This is a genomic window from Pseudomonas sp. AB39(2026) (assembly GCF_059831485.1).
Window position 1 is genome coordinate 2,845,261 of the sequence record NZ_CP195212.1, and the last position, 21,568, is coordinate 2,866,828.

At 62.2% G+C, this 21,568-nt stretch carries 18 protein-coding genes; 10 read left to right on the forward strand and 8 right to left on the reverse strand.

Annotated features, from left to right (window positions below; genetic code table 11):
- Positions 1-67: 67 nt before the first annotated feature.
- The 5 genes from miaA to ACSAMW_RS13140 are packed head-to-tail and all read right to left on the reverse strand — an operon-like array spanning position 68 to position 6,343.
- Complete coding sequence (gene miaA, locus ACSAMW_RS13120) at positions 68-1,039, reverse strand: tRNA (adenosine(37)-N6)-dimethylallyltransferase MiaA (protein ID WP_500590668.1); 972 nt, start codon at positions 1,037-1,039, stop codon at positions 68-70.
- A complete protein-coding gene (gene mutL / locus ACSAMW_RS13125) occupies positions 1,039-2,961 on the reverse strand; it encodes a DNA mismatch repair endonuclease MutL (protein WP_500590669.1) in 1,923 nt (640 codons plus the stop codon). Before mutL ends, miaA begins: the two co-directional genes overlap by 1 nt.
- Positions 2,958-4,370 carry an N-acetylmuramoyl-L-alanine amidase gene (locus ACSAMW_RS13130; protein WP_500590670.1) on the reverse strand — a complete coding sequence of 471 codons (1,413 nt, stop codon included), beginning with the start codon at positions 4,368-4,370 and terminating at the stop codon, positions 2,958-2,960. Before ACSAMW_RS13130 ends, mutL begins: the two co-directional genes overlap by 4 nt.
- Before the next feature lie 15 nt (positions 4,371-4,385).
- Entirely contained in the window at positions 4,386-4,856 is a 471-nt protein-coding gene (tsaE, locus tag ACSAMW_RS13135) for a tRNA (adenosine(37)-N6)-threonylcarbamoyltransferase complex ATPase subunit type 1 TsaE (RefSeq protein WP_500590671.1), read from the reverse strand.
- Positions 4,844-6,343: an NAD(P)H-hydrate dehydratase gene (locus ACSAMW_RS13140; RefSeq protein WP_500590672.1), complete on the reverse strand. Its 1,500-nt coding sequence runs from the start codon at positions 6,341-6,343 to the stop codon at positions 4,844-4,846. Before ACSAMW_RS13140 ends, tsaE begins: the two co-directional genes overlap by 13 nt.
- 65 nt (positions 6,344-6,408) lie before the next feature.
- Between ACSAMW_RS13140 and queG the strand changes: the two genes are divergently transcribed.
- Positions 6,409-7,482 (forward strand): tRNA epoxyqueuosine(34) reductase QueG, encoded by a 1,074-nt coding sequence (queG, locus tag ACSAMW_RS13145; protein ID WP_500590673.1) that lies wholly within the window; start codon positions 6,409-6,411, stop codon positions 7,480-7,482.
- Here queG and orn read toward each other — a convergent pair.
- Positions 7,472-8,014, reverse strand: a complete 543-nt coding sequence (gene orn, locus ACSAMW_RS13150; protein ID WP_500590674.1) for an oligoribonuclease — start codon at positions 8,012-8,014, stop codon at positions 7,472-7,474. The genes queG and orn overlap by 11 nt on opposite strands.
- Before the next feature lie 114 nt (positions 8,015-8,128).
- Between orn and rsgA the strand changes: the two genes are divergently transcribed.
- Positions 8,129-9,160: a small ribosomal subunit biogenesis GTPase RsgA gene (gene rsgA, locus ACSAMW_RS13155; RefSeq protein ID WP_500590675.1), complete on the forward strand. Its 1,032-nt coding sequence runs from the start codon at positions 8,129-8,131 to the stop codon at positions 9,158-9,160.
- Positions 9,161-9,240: 80 nt separating this feature from the next.
- Here the strand turns inward: rsgA and motB are convergent, their stop codons facing one another.
- Together motB and motA are read right to left on the reverse strand one after the other, a co-directional pair.
- Entirely contained in the window at positions 9,241-10,299 is a 1,059-nt protein-coding gene (motB, locus tag ACSAMW_RS13160; protein ID WP_500590676.1) for a flagellar motor protein MotB, read from the reverse strand.
- A gap of 3 nt (positions 10,300-10,302) precedes the next feature.
- A complete protein-coding gene (motA, locus tag ACSAMW_RS13165; protein WP_168082937.1) occupies positions 10,303-11,154 on the reverse strand; it encodes a flagellar motor stator protein MotA in 852 nt (283 codons plus the stop codon).
- A 114-nt stretch (positions 11,155-11,268) separates the two neighbouring features.
- Between motA and ACSAMW_RS13170 the strand changes: the two genes are divergently transcribed.
- From ACSAMW_RS13170 to mdtD, 8 genes are all read left to right on the forward strand, one after another.
- Complete coding sequence (locus ACSAMW_RS13170; RefSeq protein ID WP_500590677.1) at positions 11,269-12,807, forward strand: HDOD domain-containing protein; 1,539 nt, start codon at positions 11,269-11,271, stop codon at positions 12,805-12,807.
- A gap of 45 nt (positions 12,808-12,852) precedes the next feature.
- Positions 12,853-13,668, forward strand: coding sequence for a rhodanese-like domain-containing protein (locus ACSAMW_RS13175; protein WP_500590678.1), 816 nt, complete (start codon positions 12,853-12,855; stop codon positions 13,666-13,668).
- A 9-nt stretch (positions 13,669-13,677) separates the two neighbouring features.
- Positions 13,678-14,544, forward strand: a complete 867-nt coding sequence (asd, locus tag ACSAMW_RS13180) for an archaetidylserine decarboxylase (protein ID WP_500590679.1) — start codon at positions 13,678-13,680, stop codon at positions 14,542-14,544.
- A gap of 126 nt (positions 14,545-14,670) precedes the next feature.
- Positions 14,671-16,422 (forward strand): cyclic-di-GMP receptor FimW-related protein, encoded by a 1,752-nt coding sequence (locus ACSAMW_RS13185; RefSeq protein WP_500590680.1) that lies wholly within the window; start codon positions 14,671-14,673, stop codon positions 16,420-16,422.
- Positions 16,423-16,613: 191 nt separating this feature from the next.
- Positions 16,614-17,309 carry an RraA family protein gene (locus tag ACSAMW_RS13190; protein WP_168082947.1) on the forward strand — a complete coding sequence of 232 codons (696 nt, stop codon included), beginning with the start codon at positions 16,614-16,616 and terminating at the stop codon, positions 17,307-17,309.
- 8 nt (positions 17,310-17,317) lie between these two features.
- Positions 17,318-18,760 (forward strand): TldD/PmbA family protein, encoded by a 1,443-nt coding sequence (locus ACSAMW_RS13195; RefSeq protein WP_500594037.1) that lies wholly within the window; start codon positions 17,318-17,320, stop codon positions 18,758-18,760.
- Complete coding sequence (locus ACSAMW_RS13200) at positions 18,757-20,079, forward strand: metallopeptidase TldD-related protein (RefSeq protein ID WP_500590681.1); 1,323 nt, start codon at positions 18,757-18,759, stop codon at positions 20,077-20,079. The genes ACSAMW_RS13195 and ACSAMW_RS13200 overlap by 4 nt, the downstream gene beginning before the upstream one ends.
- A gap of 42 nt (positions 20,080-20,121) precedes the next feature.
- Positions 20,122-21,552 (forward strand): multidrug transporter subunit MdtD, encoded by a 1,431-nt coding sequence (gene mdtD / locus ACSAMW_RS13205; protein ID WP_500590682.1) that lies wholly within the window; start codon positions 20,122-20,124, stop codon positions 21,550-21,552.
- The last annotated feature ends 16 nt before the right edge of the window (positions 21,553-21,568 follow it).

Here is a 21,568-nt window from a genome sequence, read left to right on the forward strand (position 1 = left end):
ATCAATAAATAGACTTCAAAAATAGTTGCTGACCGGCTTTTCCCAAGGATAGACGGCAATGCGTGGCTCAGCCCAATATGGAGATCGAGCCAAGGTATTTCAAGGACTGCGTCAGATTGTCGCGAGCAAGGCTGTCGAGCCAGTACAGGTCTTTCCAGCCGCGCAGCCAGGTGAACTGCCGCTTGGCCAGCTGACGCGTGGCAATGATGCCGCGCGCTTTCATGTCAACGGCCGTTAGCTTGCCGTCCAGATGATCCCATACTTGCCGATACCCAACCGCCCTGATCGAAGGCAAACCTGCGTGCAGGTCGTCTCTGCTCCACAAAGCTCTGACCTCGTCAATGAAACCCTGTTCCAACATTGAGTCGAACCGCTGAGCAATGCGCGTATGCAGCAGCGACCGATCGGTCGGCGCAATGGCCAGACAGGCGACAGTATAGGGGAACACAGCCGACGCCGATGCGCCTGTTGCACCATTTTCAGCCATTTGCCGAGTATGTAGCTCGGTCATGCTGACGCCGCTGGCGCGATACACTTCCAACGCCCGAATAATCCGCTGCGGGTCATTGGGGTGGATGCGCGCGGCTGACACCGGATCTACACGCTCAAGCTCTGCATGCAGCTGCTTTAGGCCTTCGGCGGCCAGCTGGGCTTCCAGTACCTGGCGAATGGCCGGATCGTTGCCTGGCATGTCTGCCAGGCCTTCGAGCAGCGCCTTGAAATACAGCATGGTGCCGCCCACCAGCAGCGGAATACGCCCCCGTGCAGTGGTTTGGGCCATGGCCTGCAAGGCATCACGGCGAAACTCGGCGGCAGAATAGCTCTGGGCAGGGTCCAGAATGTCCACCAATTGATGCGGAAACTCTGCCAGCAAGGCTTTGGAAGGCTTGGCCGTACCGATGTCCATGCCCTTGTAAACGAGGGCCGAGTCTACGCTGATCAGGTCGCAAGGCAGCACCCTGGCCAGCTCAAGGGCAAGGTCGGTCTTGCCGGAAGCCGTGGGCCCCATCAGGAAGATGGCAGGTGGCAAAGGCGTCATCAGCGGCCCCGCAGGAACAGTTTGTCGAGCTCGTCTACGCCCAATTGGGTCCAGGTCGGCCGGCCATGGTTGCATTGGCCGCTGCGCTCGGTGACCTCCATGTCCCGAAGCAGCGCGTTCATTTCCGGCACAGCCAGGCGGCGGTTGGCCCGTACTGCACCGTGGCAGGCCATGGTCCCCAGCAGTTCATTGATATGCGCCTGGATACGGTCACTGGTGCCGTACTCCATCAGGTCGGCCAGTACATCGGCCACCAGGCGGTTGGCTTCGGCCTGTTTCAGTAGTGCTGGAATCTGCCGGATCGCGAGGGTTTCAGGCCCCAGGCGCTGCAGTTCGAAACCCAGCCGCGAGAACCAGGCCACATGTTCTTCAGCACAATCCGCTTCACGCTGGCTTAGCGCCAGGGACTCCGGCACCAGCAACGGCTGGCCGCTGAGCCCTTCTGTGGCCATGGCGACCTTCAGGCGCTCGTACATGATGCGTTCATGGGCCGCGTGCATGTCCACCAGCACCAGGCCATGGGCATTTTCGGCTAGGATATAGATACCTTTCAGCTGCGCCAGCGCAAAGCCCAAGGGTGGTACTTCGTCTTGCTGCTCTGGCAGGGGTGAAGGGGGTGGAGCGGCCTCGCTTTGCGCCAAGGGTGCGAAGAAGGCACGGTATACGCCACCGGCTTCAGCCAATGGCATTGATGGCCGGCGCTCGGCATTGCCGCTGTAGCTCCCGGAGCCGCCACCGCCGTTACCGCCATGGCCATAGGTGGCCTGGGGCTGGAAGGGCGTCGACTGGGCCGGGCGGGCCGCCAACGTCATTTCACCTTGGGGGCCAAACTCTCCGGCTTCAGCCCCGGTGGGGCGGGCCTCGGTTGGCGTACCCGCCGGCGCAGCAGCCAGCTGGTCTTCGGGCCGCACTTCGGCCAAAGCACGGTGCAGGGTGCCGTAGAGAAAATCGTGCACCATGCGGCCATCACGGAACCGTACCTCATGCTTGGTGGGGTGAACGTTCACATCCACCACGGCCGGGTCTACTTCAAGAAACAGTACAAAGGTAGGGTGGCGACCGTTGAACAGTACATCGCGATAGGCCTGGCGAACTGCGTGTGCAACCAGCTTGTCGCGTACCACCCGGCCGTTCACGAAGAAATACTGCATGTCAGCCTGGCTGCGTGAGAACGTAGGCAAGCCTACCCAACCCCACAGCCTTACGCCGCTGCGCTCCACATCGATGGGCATGGCCTGTTCCAGGAAACCAGGCCCGCAGATAGCCCCTACGCGCCGTGCCCGCATGGCTTCGTCCGGCGCCTCGTGCAGGCTGAGCACACACTTGCCGTTGTGCCGCAGGTGGAAGGCCACATCAAAACGCGCCAAGGCCAGGCGGCGAATCACTTCCTGCAGGTGATCGAATTCGGTTTTTTCGCTCTTGAGAAACTTGCGCCGGGCCGGCGTATTGAAAAACAGGTCCCGTACTTCCACCGAAGTGCCCACCGGGTGGGCCGCCGGTTGAACCCGGGGTTCCATGTCCCGGCCTTCGGTTTCCACTTGCCAGGCCTGCTCGGCCTCAACCGTACGGGATGTAAGCACCAACCGGGCGACCGAGCTGATGGACGCCAGGGCTTCACCACGAAAGCCCAGGCTCATGACGCGCTCCAAGTCTTCAAGGTCCCGGATTTTGCTGGTGGCATGGCGGGCCAGTGCCAGCGGCAGGTCATCAGAAGCAATACCGGAGCCGTCGTCGCGTACTTTCAACAGCTTCACGCCGCCCTGCTCTACCTCGATATCGATACGGCGTGCACCAGAGTCCAGGCTGTTTTCCAGCAGCTCCTTGATTACCGATGCCGGGCGCTCCACCACCTCACCCGCAGCAATCTGGTTGGCCAGCCTGGGGCTCAGCAGCTCGATGCGTGATGTGAGAACGGTGGTCATGGCTGGGACGCTACAGGGGCAGAGGGAATGGTCAGCAGTTGCCCGATTTTCAAGGCATCGCTTTTCAAGTCATTGGCACTGCGCAAGGCACTCACCGACAATTGGTAGCGTGTGGCAAGCATGGGCAGCGTCTCGCCACTGCGCACGGTGTGTTCACTGGCCTGCCGGGCCAACTTGCCTGAATCCCTGAGCCAGGCAATGTAGGTGCCGGGCGGTGGGTTCTGCTCGAAGAACTGCTTCACACCTGCCCGAATGGAACGCGCCAGCGCCTGCTGGTGCGCGGCAGAGCGCAGCTTGCTGGATTCACCCGAGTTCGAGATGAAGCCCGTTTCCACGAGAATCGAAGGGATGTCCGGGGACTTGAGCACCATGAAGGCGGCCTGCTCGACGCGGTTCTTGTGCAGGGTAGTCACCCGGCCGATATTGCTCAGCACCTTTTGCCCTACGTTAAGGCTGGAGCTGAGCGAAGCGGTCATGGACAGGTCCAGCAGCACACCGGCCAGCATGCGGTCCTTGTCGTCCAGGCTCACGTTGCCGGCGCCCCCGATCAAGTCGGAGCGGTTCTCACTGTCCGCCAGCCAGCGGGCGGTTTCCGACGTCGCGCCCCGCTCGGACAAGGCAAATACCGACGCACCGTAGGCCGCTGACGACGGCGCCGCATCGGCGTGAATCGAGACGAACAGGTCGGCGCCTTTCTTGCGGGCGATTTCGGTACGGCCCCGCAAGGGAATGAAGTAGTCCCCGGTACGGGTAAGTTCTGCCCGGAAGCCTTTTTCCTGGTTGATCTGGCGCTGTAGCTCTTTGGCAATGGCCAGCACTACGTCTTTCTCATGCTCACCCCGCGAACCGGACGCGCCGGGGTCTTCGCCACCGTGACCGGCGTCGATGGCGATGATGATGTCACGCTTGCCATTGGGCACCGGCGCCAGCTTGATCTCAGGCTTGGCCGGGGTAACGGGTACAGCCGGCGTAGTGGCCAGCGTAGGTGGCGGCGCCTCTGGCTCGGCATCAGCCGGGGTGTCGTACAGGTCCACTACCAGGCGGTTGCCATACTGGGCGTTTGGCGCCAAGGTAAAGCTTTTAGGCGTGAGCGGTTTTTTCAGGTCGATCACGACACGCAGGTCGGTAGGCGTACGCTGCGCAGAGCGTACATCTCCAATAGGCGTATTGGCCGTGGACACCTTCAACGGCGCGCCCAAGGTGGCACCATTGATGTCGATCACCAGGCGATCGGGGGCCGTCAGCGTGAACACGCTGTGCTCCACAGGGCCGGACAGGTCGAACACCAGGCGGGTGTTATCGGGAGCTCGCCACAGTCGCATGCTTTTGACTTGTGTGACGGCCATGGCGTCGACCGCGAATACCGTAAGCCAGAGTCCCACGACGGCGATCAGCGCGCGAATGCGCATATGTTCCCTACCCCTTCATTGAATAACCGGCGCAAGTGCGCCCAACCACGTTTCACCCAACGAACTGCTGGCGCGCAATTCGAGACGGCGCCCTTGTTCTTGGGCGCTTATGGTAATGGTCAGGTCCGGCTTTGGCAAAACGCCCTCACCCTTGCCTGGCCACTCCACAAGGCACAGCGCATGGCCGTCGAAATAATCACGGATCCCCATGAACTCCAGCTCTTCGGGGTCTGCCAACCGGTAGAGGTCGAAGTGATAAAGGGCTACATCGCCCAGTTCATAGGGCTCGACCAAGGTAAAGGTGGGGCTTTTCACAGCGCCCGTATGCCCGAAACCACGAACGATACCCCGTGACAAGGTGGTTTTGCCCGCCCCCAGGTCCCCTTCCATGAATACGGTGCCTTTACCGCTGGAAACCGCAGCGAGCCTGGCACCCAGAGCGGTCATGGCCGCTTCGTCCGGCATGAACAGCGTCAGGCTTTGCATGGAGCAAGTTCCTCTATCAACTGACGAATGGTGGGGATCAGGTCGACTGCAGCCAACCCACGCCCCTGTGCACCTTGCAACTCACCAGCCCTGGCATGCAGCCACACGCCCAGGCAGGCCGCCTCGAACGGCGCCAGGTGCTGAGCCAGCAGTGCGCCGATCACCCCCGACAGCACATCGCCCAGGCCGCCTGTGGCCATGGCCGGGTGCCCATGATTGCACAGGGCCAGCCGACCGTCAGGCGCAGCGACCAGGCTACCGGCCCCCTTGAGCACACAGGTCGCGCGGTATCGGCTGGCCAGTGCGCGCACTGCCAAGGGCCTATCCTGCTGCACCTGCTCGGTGTCGATACCGAGCAGGCGCGCCGCTTCCCCAGGGTGCGGAGTGATGACGGCCCCTTCCGGCAGGCGCACAACGCCTTTTGCCAACAGGTTAAGCGCGTCGGCATCCCACACTTGCGGCACCTGCCGCGTCGCCGCTACAGAAACGAGGCTCCGCGCCCAGGCCGCTGTGCCAAGGCCGGGGCCTACCACCAGGACCGATGCGGCCTCCACCAGCGGGCGGAGCTGGTTGGCAGACGCCACGCTGGCCGTCATGACTTCGGGCAACCGGGTCAGCGCCGGTGCCACGTGAGCCTCCCGAGTGGCCAGGGACACCATGCCCGCTCCGCTGCGCAGGGCCGCCTCTGCCGCCATGATGGCCGCGCCACCCGTGCCTTGCTCACCGCCAACCACCAGCACGCGACCGAATTGGCCCTTGTGGGCCGTAGCGCGGCGCGGTGTTGGGAGACTCAGGTTACCCGGCATCAATAGTTGCGCCTCGGCCTGAATACCTTGGGCCAGCGTGAGGTCGGTGTGCAGCGGATCGAATACCAGTCGGCCCACCAGTGCAGGGGCCTCACCCGTCAGCAAGCCCAGCTTGAGGCCGATGAAGGTCACGGTCACATCAGCGCGCACGGCGCTACCCATTACATGCCCGGTGCTAGCGTTCAGCCCGGAAGGTATATCCACCGCCAGTACGCCCAGGCCACTGGCATTGATTGCCTCAATGGCCTGCTGATGAACACCTTGAACATCGCGGGCCAGGCCTGTGCCAAACAGGGCATCCACCACTACGCCATTCAGGGGTGCGCCTGGGGCCCACGGCTGTATGTTCACGCTGTCGCTGCAGGCATCGGCATAGGCCTTTGCCGCGTCACCTGCCAGGGCAGTGGTGTCGGCCAGGGTGTACACCCTCACCTGCCACCCGGCGCGCTGCGCCAACGCAGCGACCAGATAGCCGTCGGCACCATTGTTCCCGGCACCTGCTAGCACCGTCAGCGCCCTGGCCTGTGGCCACTGCAGGCGTAACGCTCGCCAGCACGCCTTGGCAGCACGCTGCATCAGGTCGAAGCCGGGCGTACCGGCTGCGATCACGCGCGCGTCCAGGTCGCGAACCTGCTGCGCGGAGTACAGTACGTCGGGTAAAGCGGTATCTGCCTGTGCCATCGTTCAACCATAAGCCTGGATGTCTGGCAGAATTATACGCACCCAAGCTTCGGTTTCCCCTTTTCATGTCCACCGCCGTCATCGACCTCACTGCCCTGGCCTCCTCCATCAAGGACTGGGGGCGCGAACTCGGCTTCCAGCAAGTCGGCATCAGCGGCCTGGCGCTTGGTGAGCACGAGCAGCACCTGCAGCGCTGGCTGGACGCCGGCTATCACGGTGAAATGGACTACATGGGTGCCCACGGCAGCAAGCGGTGGCGGCCCGATGAACTGGTGCCTGGCACCTTGCGTGTGGTATCGGTACGCATGGATTACCTGCCCGGTGACACACGCATGGCCGAACGCCTGGCAGACCCAAACGCTGCTTACATTTCACGCTACGCGCTGGGCCGGGATTACCACAAGCTCGTGCGCAAACGCCTGCAGCAGTTGGCCGAGCGCATCATTGCCGTGATTGGCCCCTTTGGCTACCGGGCCTTTGTGGACAGCGCACCCGTACTGGAAAAAGCCATCGCCGAACAGGCCGGCCTGGGTTGGATTGGCAAGAACACGCTGGTGCTGAACCGTAAGGCCGGTAGCTATTTCTTTCTGGGCGAGCTGTTTGTCGACCTTCCCCTGCCCACCGACCCGCCACAGGCCTCAGAGCACTGTGGTAAATGCACCGCGTGCCTGGACATCTGCCCCACTCAGGCCTTTGTGGGCCCCTATCAGCTGGATGCCCGGCGCTGCATTTCCTACCTCACGATCGAGTACAAAGGCTCGATTCCTGAAGACCTGCGCCCTCTGATCGGCAACCGCGTATTTGGGTGCGACGACTGCCAGTTGGTATGCCCCTGGAACCGCTTCGCCCGGCCCACGGCCGAGCGCGATTTCAGCCCACGTCACGGCTTGGACAATGCGGAACTGGCCGCCTTGTTTCGCTGGGATGAGCAGGAGTTTCTGGCGCAAACCGAAGGCTCACCCGTGCGCCGTGCAGGCTACGAGCGCTGGTTACGTAACCTGGCAGTGGGCCTGGGCAATGCGCCAACTACCGTTGCAGTGGTGGAGGCACTCAACGCCCGCCGCGACCACCCCTCGGCGCTCGTTCGCGAGCATGTAGAGTGGGCCTTGGGCCGCCACGGGCAGTGCATCACGCCTTGATGAAATGCTTGCGGTAGTGCTGCAACTCGGCAATAGAGTCGCGGATGTCGTCCAGTGCCAGGTGGCTGCCGCCTTTTTCAAGGCTGTCGCGCACTTCCGGCGCCCATAAGCCCGCCAGAATCTTGAGCGTGGAAACGTCCAGGTTGCGGTAATGGAAGTAGCCCTCCAGCGCCGACATGTGACGGTACAGGAAACGGCGGTCCTGGCAGATGCTGTTGCCACAGATCGGCGACTTGCCCTTAGGTACCCACTGTTCCAGAAACGCGATAGTCTGGGCTTCGGCTTCGGCCATGGACACCTGGCTGTCACGCACCCGCTGGGTCAGGCCCGAGCCACCGTGCTGACGCGTGTTCCACTCGTCCATGCGCGCCAGTACTTCGTCGCTGTGGTGAATGGCAATCACCGGCCCTTCAGCCAGGGTATTGAGCTCACTGTCTGTAACGATCGTCGCCATTTCAATGATAACGTCGGTGTCTGGGTCCAGCCCGGTCATTTCCAGGTCGATCCAGATCAGGTTGGTGGGGTTCAGCATTGCACTCTCCTCGACAAGACTGCGAAGTGTAGCGCACCGGGGCATGCTAGACTCATGGCTCGCCTCATCCCCGTCGTCTGCGCGCCCCTGTCGGTGCTTTTTTCCAGGAATCCCATGGCCAAACGCCAACTCAACCGTCGCCAGGCCTGGCGTATCGACAAGATCCAGAACGAGCGCGCCGACCGCGTCGCCAAACGTGAGTCACACGCCGTAGAAGTGCTTGAAGGCGGCGATCTGGGCCCGGAAGAAACCGGCCTGATCATTGCCCACTACGGGGTTCAAGTTGAAGTGGAAGCCCAGCAAGGCGAGCGGGCAGGCGAGGTGTTCCGTTGCCACCTGCGGGCCAACCTGCCGGCCATGGTTACGGGGGACCGAGTGGTATGGCGCGCCGGCAACCAGGGCATTGGCGTTATCGTGGCGCAGTTGCCACGCAGCACGGAGCTGTGCCGCCCCGACCACCGTGGGCAACTCAAACCAGTCGCGGCCAACGTCGACCTTATCGTGATTGTGTTCGCCCCCGCGCCTGAGCCTCAGGCCAACTTGATCGACCGTTACTTGGTGGCAGCAGAGCACTCGGGCATCCGGCCCCTGCTGCTGCTGAACAAGGCTGACCTGATCAACGCCGACAACGAGGGCAGGCTTAACGACTTGCTAGAGGCGTACCGGCAGCTGGGCTACCCGCTGCTGGAAGTGTCTGCCCATGAGGGTGATGGCATGGAACAGCTCAAGGCGCGGCTCAAAGGCCACACCAGTGTATTCGTGGGCCAGTCCGGCGTAGGCAAGTCGTCGCTGGTGAATCAGCTGTTGCCAGACGCGCAGGCTCGGGTAGGGGCGCTATCGGAGTGGTCCGGCCAGGGCCAGCACACCACCACCACGGCCAAGCTGTTCCATTTCCCGCAAGGGGGCGATCTGATCGACTCGCCGGGCATCCGGGAGTTCGGCCTGGCCCATGTCAGCCGTGAGGATGTGGAAGCTGGCTTCATCGAGTTCGACGGCCTGCTCGGCCACTGTCGCTTCCGCGACTGCAAGCACGACCGCGAGCCAGGTTGCGCCTTGTTGATGGCCCTGGAAGAGGGCCGTATTCACCCTCAACGCATGCACAGCTATCGCTCGATCATTGCCAGCCTGGCGCAAGAACGCTATTGAGCCGGTTCACCGTGTAGGGCCGGGCCAAGCCGCAGGCGTAGCCCGGGAACTGGTCTTCTCAGGCCGCCCCTCATACCCGGCTACAATTGCCGGGCCGAGGGTGCCGGTGCCTGCATCTGCAAGGCGCCATTGTCAAAGATGTTCACCTTCTCCCTCAGGTCCCGGGGCTGAACCGTAGGGATCTGCCCACTCGTGGCACTGGGCACTGCTGGCGCCGGGGCAGTGGGCGGTACAGCGGCCCCAGGTGCTGCCGGTGTAGCAGGCGTCGTGGCTGGCGGGCTATCGGGCTGCTCTCCTTCGATATCACGCTGGGCTTTCTTGTTCAGCACAATGATGTCGATACGGCGGTTGACCGGGTTCAACGGGTTCTTGCGATCGAAGAGCGAAGACGAACCGTAGCCCACCACACGCGCAATCTGCGACTCAGGGTAACTGCCTGCCACCAGCGTGCGCCGGGCCGCGTTGGCACGGTTGGCAGACAGCTCCCAGTTGCCGAAGTCTGCACTGGCCGCATAGGGCTTGGCGTCGGTGTGGCCGCTGATGCTCACCTTGTTGGGCACTTCCTTGATGGTGTCGGCCATCGCCAGCAGAATGTCTTCGAAATAGGGTTTGAGCCGGGCACTGCCCAGGTCGAACATGGGCCGGTTCTCGGCATCCATGATCTGAATGCGCAGGCCGTCCTGGGTGATCTCGAAGAGAATCTGGTCCTTGAATTTCTGCAGTTGCGGGTTCTCATCCACCTTGTTCTGCAATTCCTGCAGCAGCAGCTCCAGGCGATCCTTCTCTACTTTCTCGGCAATGTTTTCAGCCTGGTCGGGGTCCACCGAGTTCTCCGCTTCAGGTTTGGGCGGGGTGTCCTTGGTTTCCGGGTTCAGGGTATGGTCGGGCGCCAGCTGCGGCGACCCACCTAGGTCGATCACGTAAGGTGAGCCGCTTTCGGTGAAGCCGATCGGGTCCTTGAAATAGCCCGCGATAGCAAGCTTCTGCTCCGGGGTCGCTTCAGACAGCAACCACAGCACCAGAAAGAAGGCCATCATCGCGGTTGCGAAGTCGGCAAAGGCAATTTTCCAGGCACCCCCGTGGTGCCCTCCGCCGAAGCGCTTTACGCGCTTGACGATGATCGGCTGATTGTTCTCCATGGCTTAGCGACCGCGAACCGCTTGTTCGAGCTCGGCAAAGCTCGGACGGTGGGCGGGGTACAGCACCTTGCGGCCGAATTCCACTGCCAAGGTAGGCGGCATGCCAGAGGCAGAGGCTACCAGGCACGCCTTGATGGCTTCGAACACGTTCATTTCTTCCTTGGCGTCATGGGCCAGGCTCGTCGACAAGGGGCCGAAGAAACCGTAGGCCGCCAGAATACCGAAGAACGTACCGACCAAGGCCGCGCCCACGTGACCACCAATGGCCGCCTTGTCGCCATCGCCCAAGGACGCCATGGTGACCACAATACCCAGTACGGCCGCCACGATACCGAAACCTGGCAGGCCATCGGCAATGCCCTGCACCGCATGGGAAGGGTGTTCCAGCTCTTCCTTCATGCTTAGCAGTTCCATGTCGAACAGGCCCTCCAGCTCATGGGGTGCCATGTTGCCCGAGGACATGATGCGCAGGTAATCGCAGATAAATGCGGTCATGCGCGCATCGTTCAGCACAGCCGGGTATTTGGCGAAGATCGGGCTGGCGGCGGCATCTTCGATGTCGCTTTCGATGGCCATCATGCCTTCACGGCGGCTTTTGTTGAGGATCTCATACACCAGGCCTAGCACTTCCAGGTAGAAGGCGTGAGTAAACCGGCTCTTGAACATCTTCAACGACTTCTTGAGCACGTGCATGGTGGCCGACCCTGGGTTGGCCTGGAGGAAGGCCCCCAGGCACGCCCCGCCGATGATCATGACCTCGAAAGGCTGGATCAGGGCCGCGATTTTTCCGTGGGAAAGGACGTACCCGCCGAGAACGCTCGCGAATACGACGATAATGCCGATAATTTTAGCCATAGGTCAGGAACACTTCGCAAACGTGGGACAACTGGCGCGAGGCCGTTTCAATCTCTGCTTCTACCTATCGGCAGAACTGCGCCAGACTATAGTTACGTTTTCTTAAACACACGTATGCGAGCGCCACCTCCTATGTCAGCCGTTCGGCAGCAGAGCCTTGAAGCCTGGGTTAAATCACTGGGTAACGTTCGCATTCCAGTCCCTCGTGCCAGCCATGAGCGCGTATGCGCTGTACTCAACGATAGCCGCAGTTCGCTGCGAGACATCGCTGAATGCATGCAGGGCAGTCCAGCCCTGGTACTCAACGTTATCCGCGAAGCCAACCTGCAGGCCAGCAATACCCTGGTGGAGCCAGCCGAGAGCCTGGAAATCGCCCTCAACCGCCTGGGCTTGCAACGCACCGGCGAGCTGCTGGCGCGCGTGCCGGCCATGGCACCTGAAGACATCCCGCTGCCCCTGCGCCAGCTTCAGCTGATCAGCCAGCACGCTACCCAGCAAGCCAGCGGCTTTTTTGCCGCTCGCCTGGCGCGCCTGTGGCAGGAGATACACTGGGGCAGCCTGCTGTTTCTGGCACCGCTATGGCCTTTGGCAATGACCGAGCCCAAGCTGTTCGAGGAGTGGGACCTGCGCGTGCTGCACAAGGGTGAGAACCCGGACCGCGTGGAGCGGGAGCTGTTTGGCATACGGGTGTTGGACCTGTGCAAGGCACTGGCGGACTACTGGGGGCTCCCTGCCTGGGTGCGCCAGGGCTACCGCGCTCTTACCCTGGAGCGGCGCTCACTCACCAAGGCCATGCTGATCGCCCGTAACCAGGACGACCCCTTGGCCCAGCAGCATAAGCTGGACAGCAACCCAGAGCTTTACCGCTGGCTCAACCAACCCGCCACCACTGTGTTGCTGGCCAACGGCATGGCCCTGGCCTGCGAACAGGGCTGGGGCACGCCCCATGTGCTGCGTTGGCAACAGCTACTGGCCCTGTATACACAGGCGCCGTTGGAGCAGGTGCAGCAGCAGGCACATGTACAAGCGGTACAGAGTGCCCACAGCCACGCCGGCCCTGCACTCTGGCACCCGGCCATGGCCCTGGTCTGGCCCCTGCATGAACGTCGTGTGCACCCTGGCCTGCTGCCCGTAGCCGGGCCAAGCCAGGAGGCCTTGGCGCTGTGGCGTCAGCACTGCATGACCTTGCGTCAGGCGCCCAGCCCTTTCAATAACGCCATGCACCTGATGGGGGTGGCCATGCAGGCGCTGGAAGCCTGCGGCATGCGCCGTGTGGCCCTGCTGATGGTAGACAAGGCCCAGGCCAACCTGCGCGTTCACCTGATTGCCGGGCTCCCCAAGGCAGCCGTGGACCTGAGCATGCCCTTGAGCCATGCGCCGCTGCTGCAGCGCCTGGTGGAGCGCCCTGGCCAATTGCGGCTTACCCCTGAAAACAATGCTTCATTGTCCCGGCTTGTGCCTGCCAGCCTACGAGTGATGTTTCGCGGCGAGCACCTGCTGTTGCGCTCTATTGCCAGCCAGGATCGGGTGCTGATGCTGGTGCTAGCCGACCAAGGTGGGCAACCCATGGCCGACACCAGCGTTCAGGCGTTTGGCAAAACAGCTCAATGTATCGAGCACGCCCTGACGGTGTTCAGTAGCCGCAGCCGCTAAGGGTTGCGCTACAATCTGGCCTCTTACCCACCCAAGGATTCCTGTATGGCTGACTTCTCTGACCTGGGGCTGATCATCGAACCCTCAGACCTGGCAGCCCGCCTGAATGCGCCTGGCCTGATCGTGGTCGACCTTACCAGCCAGGCGCGTTATGCCGCCGGGCATGTTCCAGGTGCCCGTTTCGTTGCGCCCTCCCGCACCCAACTGGGCACGCCGCCAGCGCCAGGGCTGCTGCCCAGCCTGACCAGCCTCAACGCACTGTTTGGCGAGCTTGGCCATCACCCAGAGGCCACGTATGTGGTGTACGACGACGAAGGCGGTGGCTGGGCAGGCCGGTTCGTCTGGCTACTGGACGTCATTGGCCACAGCCGTTACCACTACCTGGATGGCGGCCTGCTGGCCTGGGAGGCCGAAGGCTATCCCCTCAGCACTGAAGTGCCTGCGCCGCTGTCTACACCTGTAAACCTGGCTGTCCACGACGGCCCAACGGCCACGCTTGATTATTTGCGCAGCCGCCTGGGTGCTCCGGACCTGGCGATCTGGGATGCCCGTGGCCCATTGGAGTTTTCCGGAGAAAAGGTTGTGGCCGCGCGCGGTGGCCATGTGCCCGGCGCCGTGAACTTCGAATGGACCGCTGGCATGGACCCTACCCATCACCTGCGCATTCGCAAGGACCTTCCCCAGGTGCTGGAAACGCTCGGTATCACGCCTGACAAGGAAATCATTACACATTGCCAGACCCACCACCGGTCGGGCTTTACCTATCTGGCCGCCAAGGCACTCGGTTACCCGCGAGTCAAAGCCTATGCCGGCTCCTGGGGTGAATGGGGCAATCACCCTGATACCCCTATCGACCTTTAAGGGCACTTCATGAAAGATCGGCTGTTTATCATTTCCCAGTACCTGCTGCCCCACCACCTGTTGTCTCGGCTGGCAGGCTGCCTGGCAGAATCGCGCGCGCGCTGGGTGAAGAATACGTTCACCAACTGGTTTGTACGGCGGTTCAATGTGGACATGAGCGAAGCACTGGTCGAAGACCAGAACGCCTATGAGCATTTCAACGCCTTCTTCACTCGGGCCTTGAAGCCCGATGCTCGCCCGCTGGACCCTACCCCTGGGGCCATTCTTTCACCCGCTGACGGCGCCATCAGCCAGATGGGCCCCATCGAACACGGCCGCATCTTCCAGGCAAAAGGGCACAGCTTCAGCGTGCTGGAACTGCTGGGCGGTGACCCTGCGCACGCTGCTGCCTTCATGGGTGGCAGCTTTTCCACCGTTTACCTGTCACCACGGGACTACCACCGCGTGCACATGCCACTGGCAGGCACGCTACGGGAGATGATCTACGTTCCGGGCCGAATTTTCTCGGTCAACCAAACCACCGCCGAGAACGTACCTGAACTGTTCGCACGCAACGAGCGCGTGGTGTGCCTGTTCGATACCGAACGCGGCCCCATGGCCATGGTACTGGTGGGTGCCATGATCGTCGCTTCCATCGAGACGGTCTGGGCCGGGTTGGTGACACCGCCCAAGCGCACGCTGAAGAGCTGGCGTTACGACGAGGCGGCCCGTGGCCCTATTCACTTGGAGAAAGGGGCTGAAATGGGTCGGTTCAAGCTGGGTTCCACGGTCATCATACTGTTCGGGCCGGACCAGGTGACCTGGGGCCATCATCTGGCTGCTGTATCTCCCGTACGCATGGGCCAGTTGCTGGGGATGCCTACTGTTGCGCCGTGATGTGCCTTGCAGCAAGTGCGGCCTTATCGGGATGCTGTTAGAGTTCAATGAACGAAGGTCCGCCAAAGGCCACGCGTGTTCGGGCCAATGACGTACCTACCTCGGACGATGATCAGGAACCAGCGGATGCTTCGCCCCAATGCCCATCTGTCGCTTCGTGCGCCGACTCCCACGCAGAACACCTTGTCGTTCTGCGAGGCGAACCCGCGCGACCTCAAGCGGTGGATCTCGCAGTTGCCCAAGGCCAATATAGGGGAAACGGCGCGGCTGCTGTACCAGGGGCTTACCGAACTCAACCAATTGGTAACACCCAGTGAAAACCGGCTGCAGCTGCTCGAACTGCTGCGCCCAGAGGTGTATTACGTCTGCAAGCAGCTGGAGCGGCACTTCCTCAACCAAGCCATTGTGCTGGACGAGCGTGCACGCAAGGTAGTCAATCTGTGCCAGGCGCTGCAGAACCACCTCGCCGTGGGCTACAAGATTATTGTGATACGCCTGGCGTCTGCTGGCCGGGAACAGTCGACGGCCTTGGCCATCTCGCTACAGCGGGCAGCCCATTGCCTTTATGGCCCCTTGGTGCGGGCAGCTCTGCTGTATTGTCCGGTACCTGAACGGCTGTGGCTGGACCTGCATCATTTGTACCTGACCGCTTGCGAACATAAGGTGCAGCACACATCAGTAGCAGACAGCCTTGCTCATCATGTGAAGGCACTCACGCCTGAGCAAACTTATGTAGCGGCGCTGTTGCTAGGCAGCTCTCGCTGTAACCAGATGCGGCAAACAGCGATCATGCGCTTGGCCGAAATGCTCGAAGGCTGGAGCCAGTATGCGCGCATGCAGCCCGCGCTGGCCGTCAGCAGCCTGTTTGCCGTTGCCCCCACAATCGATGGGCCACCTCGCTACAAGGCTTTGTTCGAAGCGGCTGAACTGCCTGACCTGCTAGGGCTGGATACCTCAGTGCTGGCACATTACATCGCCGAATTCCTTGCGCTGCCCGAAGAGCAGCGCCCGCAGGCACGCCTGACAGTGCCGCCTGGTTTCAGCAGCGATGTACTGCAGCATGTGGCAGCGGCCTGGGGCGACGTGGCCGAGCGCACGTTCCAACGCACGCCGGGCCAGGGGCATCTCACCGTGTGCATCGGCATGAGCGCCATGCATTATTACCTGGGCGGCGAGCGCACGTTTGGTGAGCAGTTGGGGCTCCCCGGCAGCAGCACCTCCGCTCAGTTCAACGCATTAGGCAAGCAAGGTGCCTGGGGGCCCGTTATAGAGGTGCCGTCGGTCGAAGAAATCGAGTACTTGCCCGAGCGCGCCAACCAGCAAGGGCAGCCTCCTGAGTTCCCCACGTATGGGCTACAGATTGTCAACCATAGCCCCGGCGGTTACTGCCTGGCATGGCGCAAGGAGGTGCCCTCTCAACTGCAGGCAGGCGAGCTGGTAGGCATTCAGGATGCCCCCTCCCAGGGTTGGAGCGTGGCCGTGGTTCGCTGGATTCGCCAGGTACGTGACGGCGGTACACAGATGGGCATCGAATTGATCGCTCCCCATGCACAGCCCTGTGGCCTGCAACTGGTACGTGGGGATGACCCTCACAGCGAGTACCTGCGTGGCCTGGTACTGCCGGAAATCCGTGCCATCGATATTCCTGCTACGTTGCTGGCCCCTCGCCTGCCTTTCCAGGAAGGCCACAGGATCGTGCTCAATACCAACGGGAGCGAACACAGAGCTAGCCTGTTGAAGCGCCTCTCCAGCACGGGCAGCTTCAATCAGTTCGAATACCGCTTCGCCGAACAGGCACCACAGGCGCCTGCCAAACCTGCCAACCTAGACGTCGCCGCACGCGACGAAGATTTCGATTCCCTCTGGCGAGACCTGTAGCCCCTTTCGATTTCGCTCCGGCAAGGGGCCTGCACCCTTCAAGGGCTAAACGATTCAGCCCTGGTTAAGCCATTGGCCCGCCACCGCTTGCGGTGTACCGGACACCGGGCCTAAGCTTGCCCACCCAAGAGAAGAGTTCCCCGCCATGCTGGCATCGGCCGGCGTCGAGGTTTCACCGAGGCTTTATCCCTATGTTTGATGTCGTATCTTCGAGCAAATGGCCCGCTGGCTACATGATCAACCCTAACGTCGAGCCGCTTGATCCACGCTGGCTGACCGAATTCAGCAAGATCCCAGCCGCTGCCGTAAGCGACTGCCTGGGCCGTAATGTCGGGGGCCTGGGCCTCAAGGCGTTCCATGGCAACAAGCCGATGCTGGGCAGCGCACTGACCGTGCGGGTTCGCCCGGGCGACAACCTGATGATCCTCAAGGCCATGCAGATGGCTCGCCCAGGCGACGTGCTGGTCATCGACGGCAGCGCGGACCTGACCCGTGCCGTGTTTGGCGGCATCATGCGCGCCATGGCCTTGAAGGCAGGCATTGCCGGCGTAGTCATCAACGGCGCACTGCGTGACGTAGACGAATGGCAGACCGGCGAGCTGCCTGTGTACGCCATCGGCGCAGTACACCGTGGCCCAAGCACTGATGGCGGTGGCGAAATCAACGTGCCTATCTCCTGTGCCGGCATGCTGGTAATGCCCGGTGACCTCATGATCGGCGACGGCGACGGTGTAGTAGCCGCAGCCCGTGCCGAATTGCCAGAGCTGGTTCAGCGCTGCAACGATCTGCTGGCTCGTGAGCGCGCTACCTTGGAAGGCATTGCCAATGGCACCCTGGACCCGAAGCGTTTCGACGCGATCCTGCGTGCCAAAGGTTGCCCCATCTGAGCGGCCCACTGTTCGCCCAGACTGCCACCCTGCGCGAGCGCTTCAAGGCCTTGCGCACTCGGGCAGACGCCTTTTCCCTGCGCCATGTGCGCCAGGCCGACCAGTACCTGAGCGTGCGTCGCGGCGTTGCCGAGCCGCCCCGGCTGGTGTTGGACGAAGGCGCAATGCTGGTAGCGCGGGTGGGGGGCAACGAGGCGTATGCCGCCACCAGTGACCTCTCACAGGCAGGCCTGCAACAGGCACTGGACCGTGCCGAAACCTTGGCGCGACAGCTTGGCCCTCATTGGTTGATCAACCAAGCCCCTTTAGCCATGACCCAGGCTCGCCAGGATTACCTGGCGCCTGGCGTGGAACAGCCGTTCGCCACGCTCAGCGATTGCGTGGCGCTGCTGCAGGCTGAAGCGGCTCGGGTTCCGGCTGACGCTCGCTTTGCCAGTTGGGAAACCACACTGGGTATCAGCGACGTCGAGCATCTGTATTTCAACAGCGCCGGTGCTGAACTGCGCCAGGCGTTTCGCTTTGTGTACCCCGGCGTGAGTGTAACGGCCGCCAATAACACGGACAGCCAGACCCGCACCCTGGGCCGCGAGAACTTTGGCCAACAGGGTAGCCTGGACGTGCTTGAACGCCTTGGCCTGGCCGGTAGCGCCGAGCGGGTCGCCGAAGAGGCGCTGCAGTTGCTACTGGCGCCCAATACCCCTGAGGGCGCTCGCGACCTTCTGCTGATGCCAGACCAGATGGCCCTGCAGATTCATGAGTCCATCGGCCACCCTCTGGAGATGGACCGTATCTTGGGCGATGAGCGCAACTATGCAGGTACCAGCTTTGTTCGCCTGGAGGATTTTGGCAGCCTGCGCTATGGCTCACCGCTGTTGAACGTCACCTTTGACCCTACCCTTCCGGAAGAGCTCGCCAGCTATGGCTTTGATGATGATGGCACTTCAGCCAGCAAAGCGTGGCTGATCCGCGACGGTATTCTGCAGCGCCCGCTGGGCAGTGCCTTGTCGGCGCTGCGCAGCGGGTTGCCAAGCGTGGCCAATAGCCGGGCTTCCAGCTGGAACCGTGCGCCCATCGACCGCATGGCCAACCTCAACATCGAGCCGGGGCAGCAATCGCTACAAGCGCTGATCGCTTCAGTGGAGCGCGGCATTCTCATGCGCACCAACCGGTCCTGGTCCATTGACGATGCCCGCAATAAATTCCAGTTTGGCTGCCAATGGGGCCAGTTGATTGAAAACGGCCAGCTGGGCGCTGTGGTAAAAAACCCGAATTACCGAGGCATTTCTGCCAGCTTCTGGCGCAGCCTCAAAGGCGTGGGCGACCGCGACAGCTTTGGCGTGCTGGGTACCCCCTACTGTGGCAAAGGCGAACCCAACCAGATAGTCCGGGTAGGCCATGCTTCACCGCCCTGCCTGTTCGGGAACATTGACGTATTTGGTGGGCGGGAATGATAAGCGCTGCACAGTTCGAGCAACTGGCCCAGGTAGCCCTAGAGACCCTGCGCCCTGGTGAGCACCTGAACGTTTCGCTGGCGGCAGAAACGTCGGACTTCGTACGCTTCAACCATGCCCAGGTACGCCAGGCGGGGCAGGTCAAACAGGCCGTGCTCACGTTGGCCTTGAACGATGGCGTTCGCCAGGCCAGCCTTCAGCTCACCCTGGCCGGCACCGCCCAAGATTTGGCTCAGGTGCAGGCCGGGGTTTCCCAATTACAGCAGCTGTTACCGCTGATTGCCCCAGACCCTTGGTTGGCACCCCACACAGCACCCTGGGAGGTACGTAATCTGGCCCCCGACAACAGGGCCGATACCCTAGCGGTAGTGGACCATGTCTGCGCTGCGGCACAAGGGCTGGACCTGGTAGGTATCCTGGCCAACGGCCCAGTCAGCAGGGGCTTCGCCAACAGCGCCGGTGCGTTCGGCTGGCACGACGCTTACAGCCTGCACCTGGACTGGAGCCTGTTTCACGAAAACGGCCAGGCCGTCAAAACCAGTGTTGCCGGTCCTGGATGGGACTCGGCTGCGTTCGACCGCCAGCTTGAGCAGGGCCGTGAGCAATTGAAGTACCTAGGGTTACCTGCTGTGGTCGTAAAGCCCGGTAGCCACCGTGCCTACCTGGCGCCAGCGGCCATGTATGAACTGCTAGGCATGCTTGCCTGGGGCGGCTTTTCGGCACAGGCCCTTGCCAGCCAAGCCAGCCCTTTGCAGAAGCTCTACGGGGGCCAGCTCAGCCTTAACCCTGCCGTGACCCTTCGTGAACAGGTCACTGGGTCATTGAGCCCCGCATTCAGCTCCGAAGGCAGGCCACGCCACGATGTGCCCCTGATTACCGCAGGCCAGGCCAGCGGGCGCCTGGCCAATAGTCGCAGCGCTGCCGAATACGGGGTGCCCTGCAATGGCGCTGATGCAGGTGAAGCGCCCGTTGCGCTGGACATGGCAGCCGGTGAACTGGCCTTGGCAGAAGTGCCAGCTGCTCTTGGTTGCGGCCTGTACATCAACAACCTGTGGTACCTCAATTACTCGGACCTGCCTGCTGCACGCCTGACCGGGCTGACACGCTTTGCCACTTTCTGGGTAGAGGACGGTCAGATCGTAGGCCCGGTCGACACCATGCGCTTCGACGATAGCGTCTATGATCTGCTAGGGGACAAGCTGCTAGGGCTGACCCAGCAACGCGAACTGATCGTTTCCAGCGATACCTACGAACAACGCCACACCGATTCGAGCCGCCTGCCCGGCGCGCTGGTCAGCAGCCTGAAACTGACGCTCTAGCACATACGGGGCTGAGCGTGGCCTTACCATCCGAGAGGTAATATGCCTACCCACGCTACGCTCGACCCCGCCACCGCCCGCTGGATTCCTTGGGTGGTGGCCATTGCCTTCTTCATGCAGTCGCTTGATGGCACCATCCTCAATACCGCCCTCCCCGCCATGGCTCGCGACTTGGCCGAAGACCCCTTGCGCATGCAGTCGGTGGTCATCGCCTACATGCTCACCGTTGCACTGCTGATACCGGCTTCGGGCTGGGTAGCGGACCGCTTTGGGATCAAGCGCGTGTTCATGACCGCCATCGGGATCTTTACAGTAGGTTCTTTGCTGTGCGCAGTGTCCTTTACCCTGCCTATGCTGGTGACTGCGCGCATTCTCCAAGGCCTGGGGGGAGCGTTGCTGCTGCCGGTAGGTCGGTTGGTGGTATTGCGGGCCTACCCGCGTTCGGAGCTGGTGCGCATTCTCAGCTTTATCACTGTGCCAGGCCTGCTGGGGCCATTGATCGGCCCTACCATGGGCGGCTGGATGGTGGAGTACCTGACCTGGCACTGGATCTTCCTGATCAACCTGCCCGTGGGCATTCTGGGCTGCTGGGCAGTGCACAAGTTGCTGCCAGAGCTGCCGGGCGGTGAGCGCACCCGCTTCGATGGGCTCGGCTTTGGCCTGTTCGGCGCGGCCATGGTGCTGATCACCATCGCCATGGAAGGGCTGGGTGAGCTGCACCTGCCTCACCTGCGGGTCATGCTGCTGCTGTTCGCCGGCATGGCGTGCCTGGCGGCGTACTGGCTGCGTGCGGTCCATGTGGACGCACCTTTGTTTGCTGCCAGCCTGTTCCGCACCCGCAGCTTTGCCGTGGGCATTCTGGGCAACCTGTTTGCCCGGCTAGGCTCCGGCGCACTGCCATTTCTGGTGCCGCTGCTGCTGCAAGTAGGTATGGGCTATTCACCTTCGCTGGCCGGCATGAGCATGATCCCATTGGCGGCTGCGGCTATGGTGGCCAAGCCCTTGGCTGGCCGGCTGATCGGCCGCTTTGGATACCGGAAGGTCCTCACTACCAACACCGTAGCCTTGGGTGTGATGCTGGCCAGCCTAGGGCTGGTGGATGCTCAAACGCCCTACACGTTGCTGATGGTTCACCTGGCAGTGCTGGGGGCTATCAACTCCATGCAGTTCACGGCCATGAACACCGTTACCCTGATCGACCTTGGGGATCAGGAAGCCAGCAGCGGCAACAGCCTGTTGGCGGTGGTCGCCCAACTGTCCATGAGCCTGGGCGTAGCTTGTGCTGGTGCGCTGCTAGGTGGCTTTGAGTCATCGGTGGTGAGCGAAGAAGGGGTTGAGAGCATCTTGGGGGCGTTCCACTGGACCTTCCTCACCATTGGCCTGATGGCCATGTTTGCGGCCACCATTTTCGTGCAGCTGTCCCCGGAAGTTGGGCGTCGCGCAGTTCGTCCGCCACCTGGCCCGGATGCATAGGGAGAACGGCCATAGG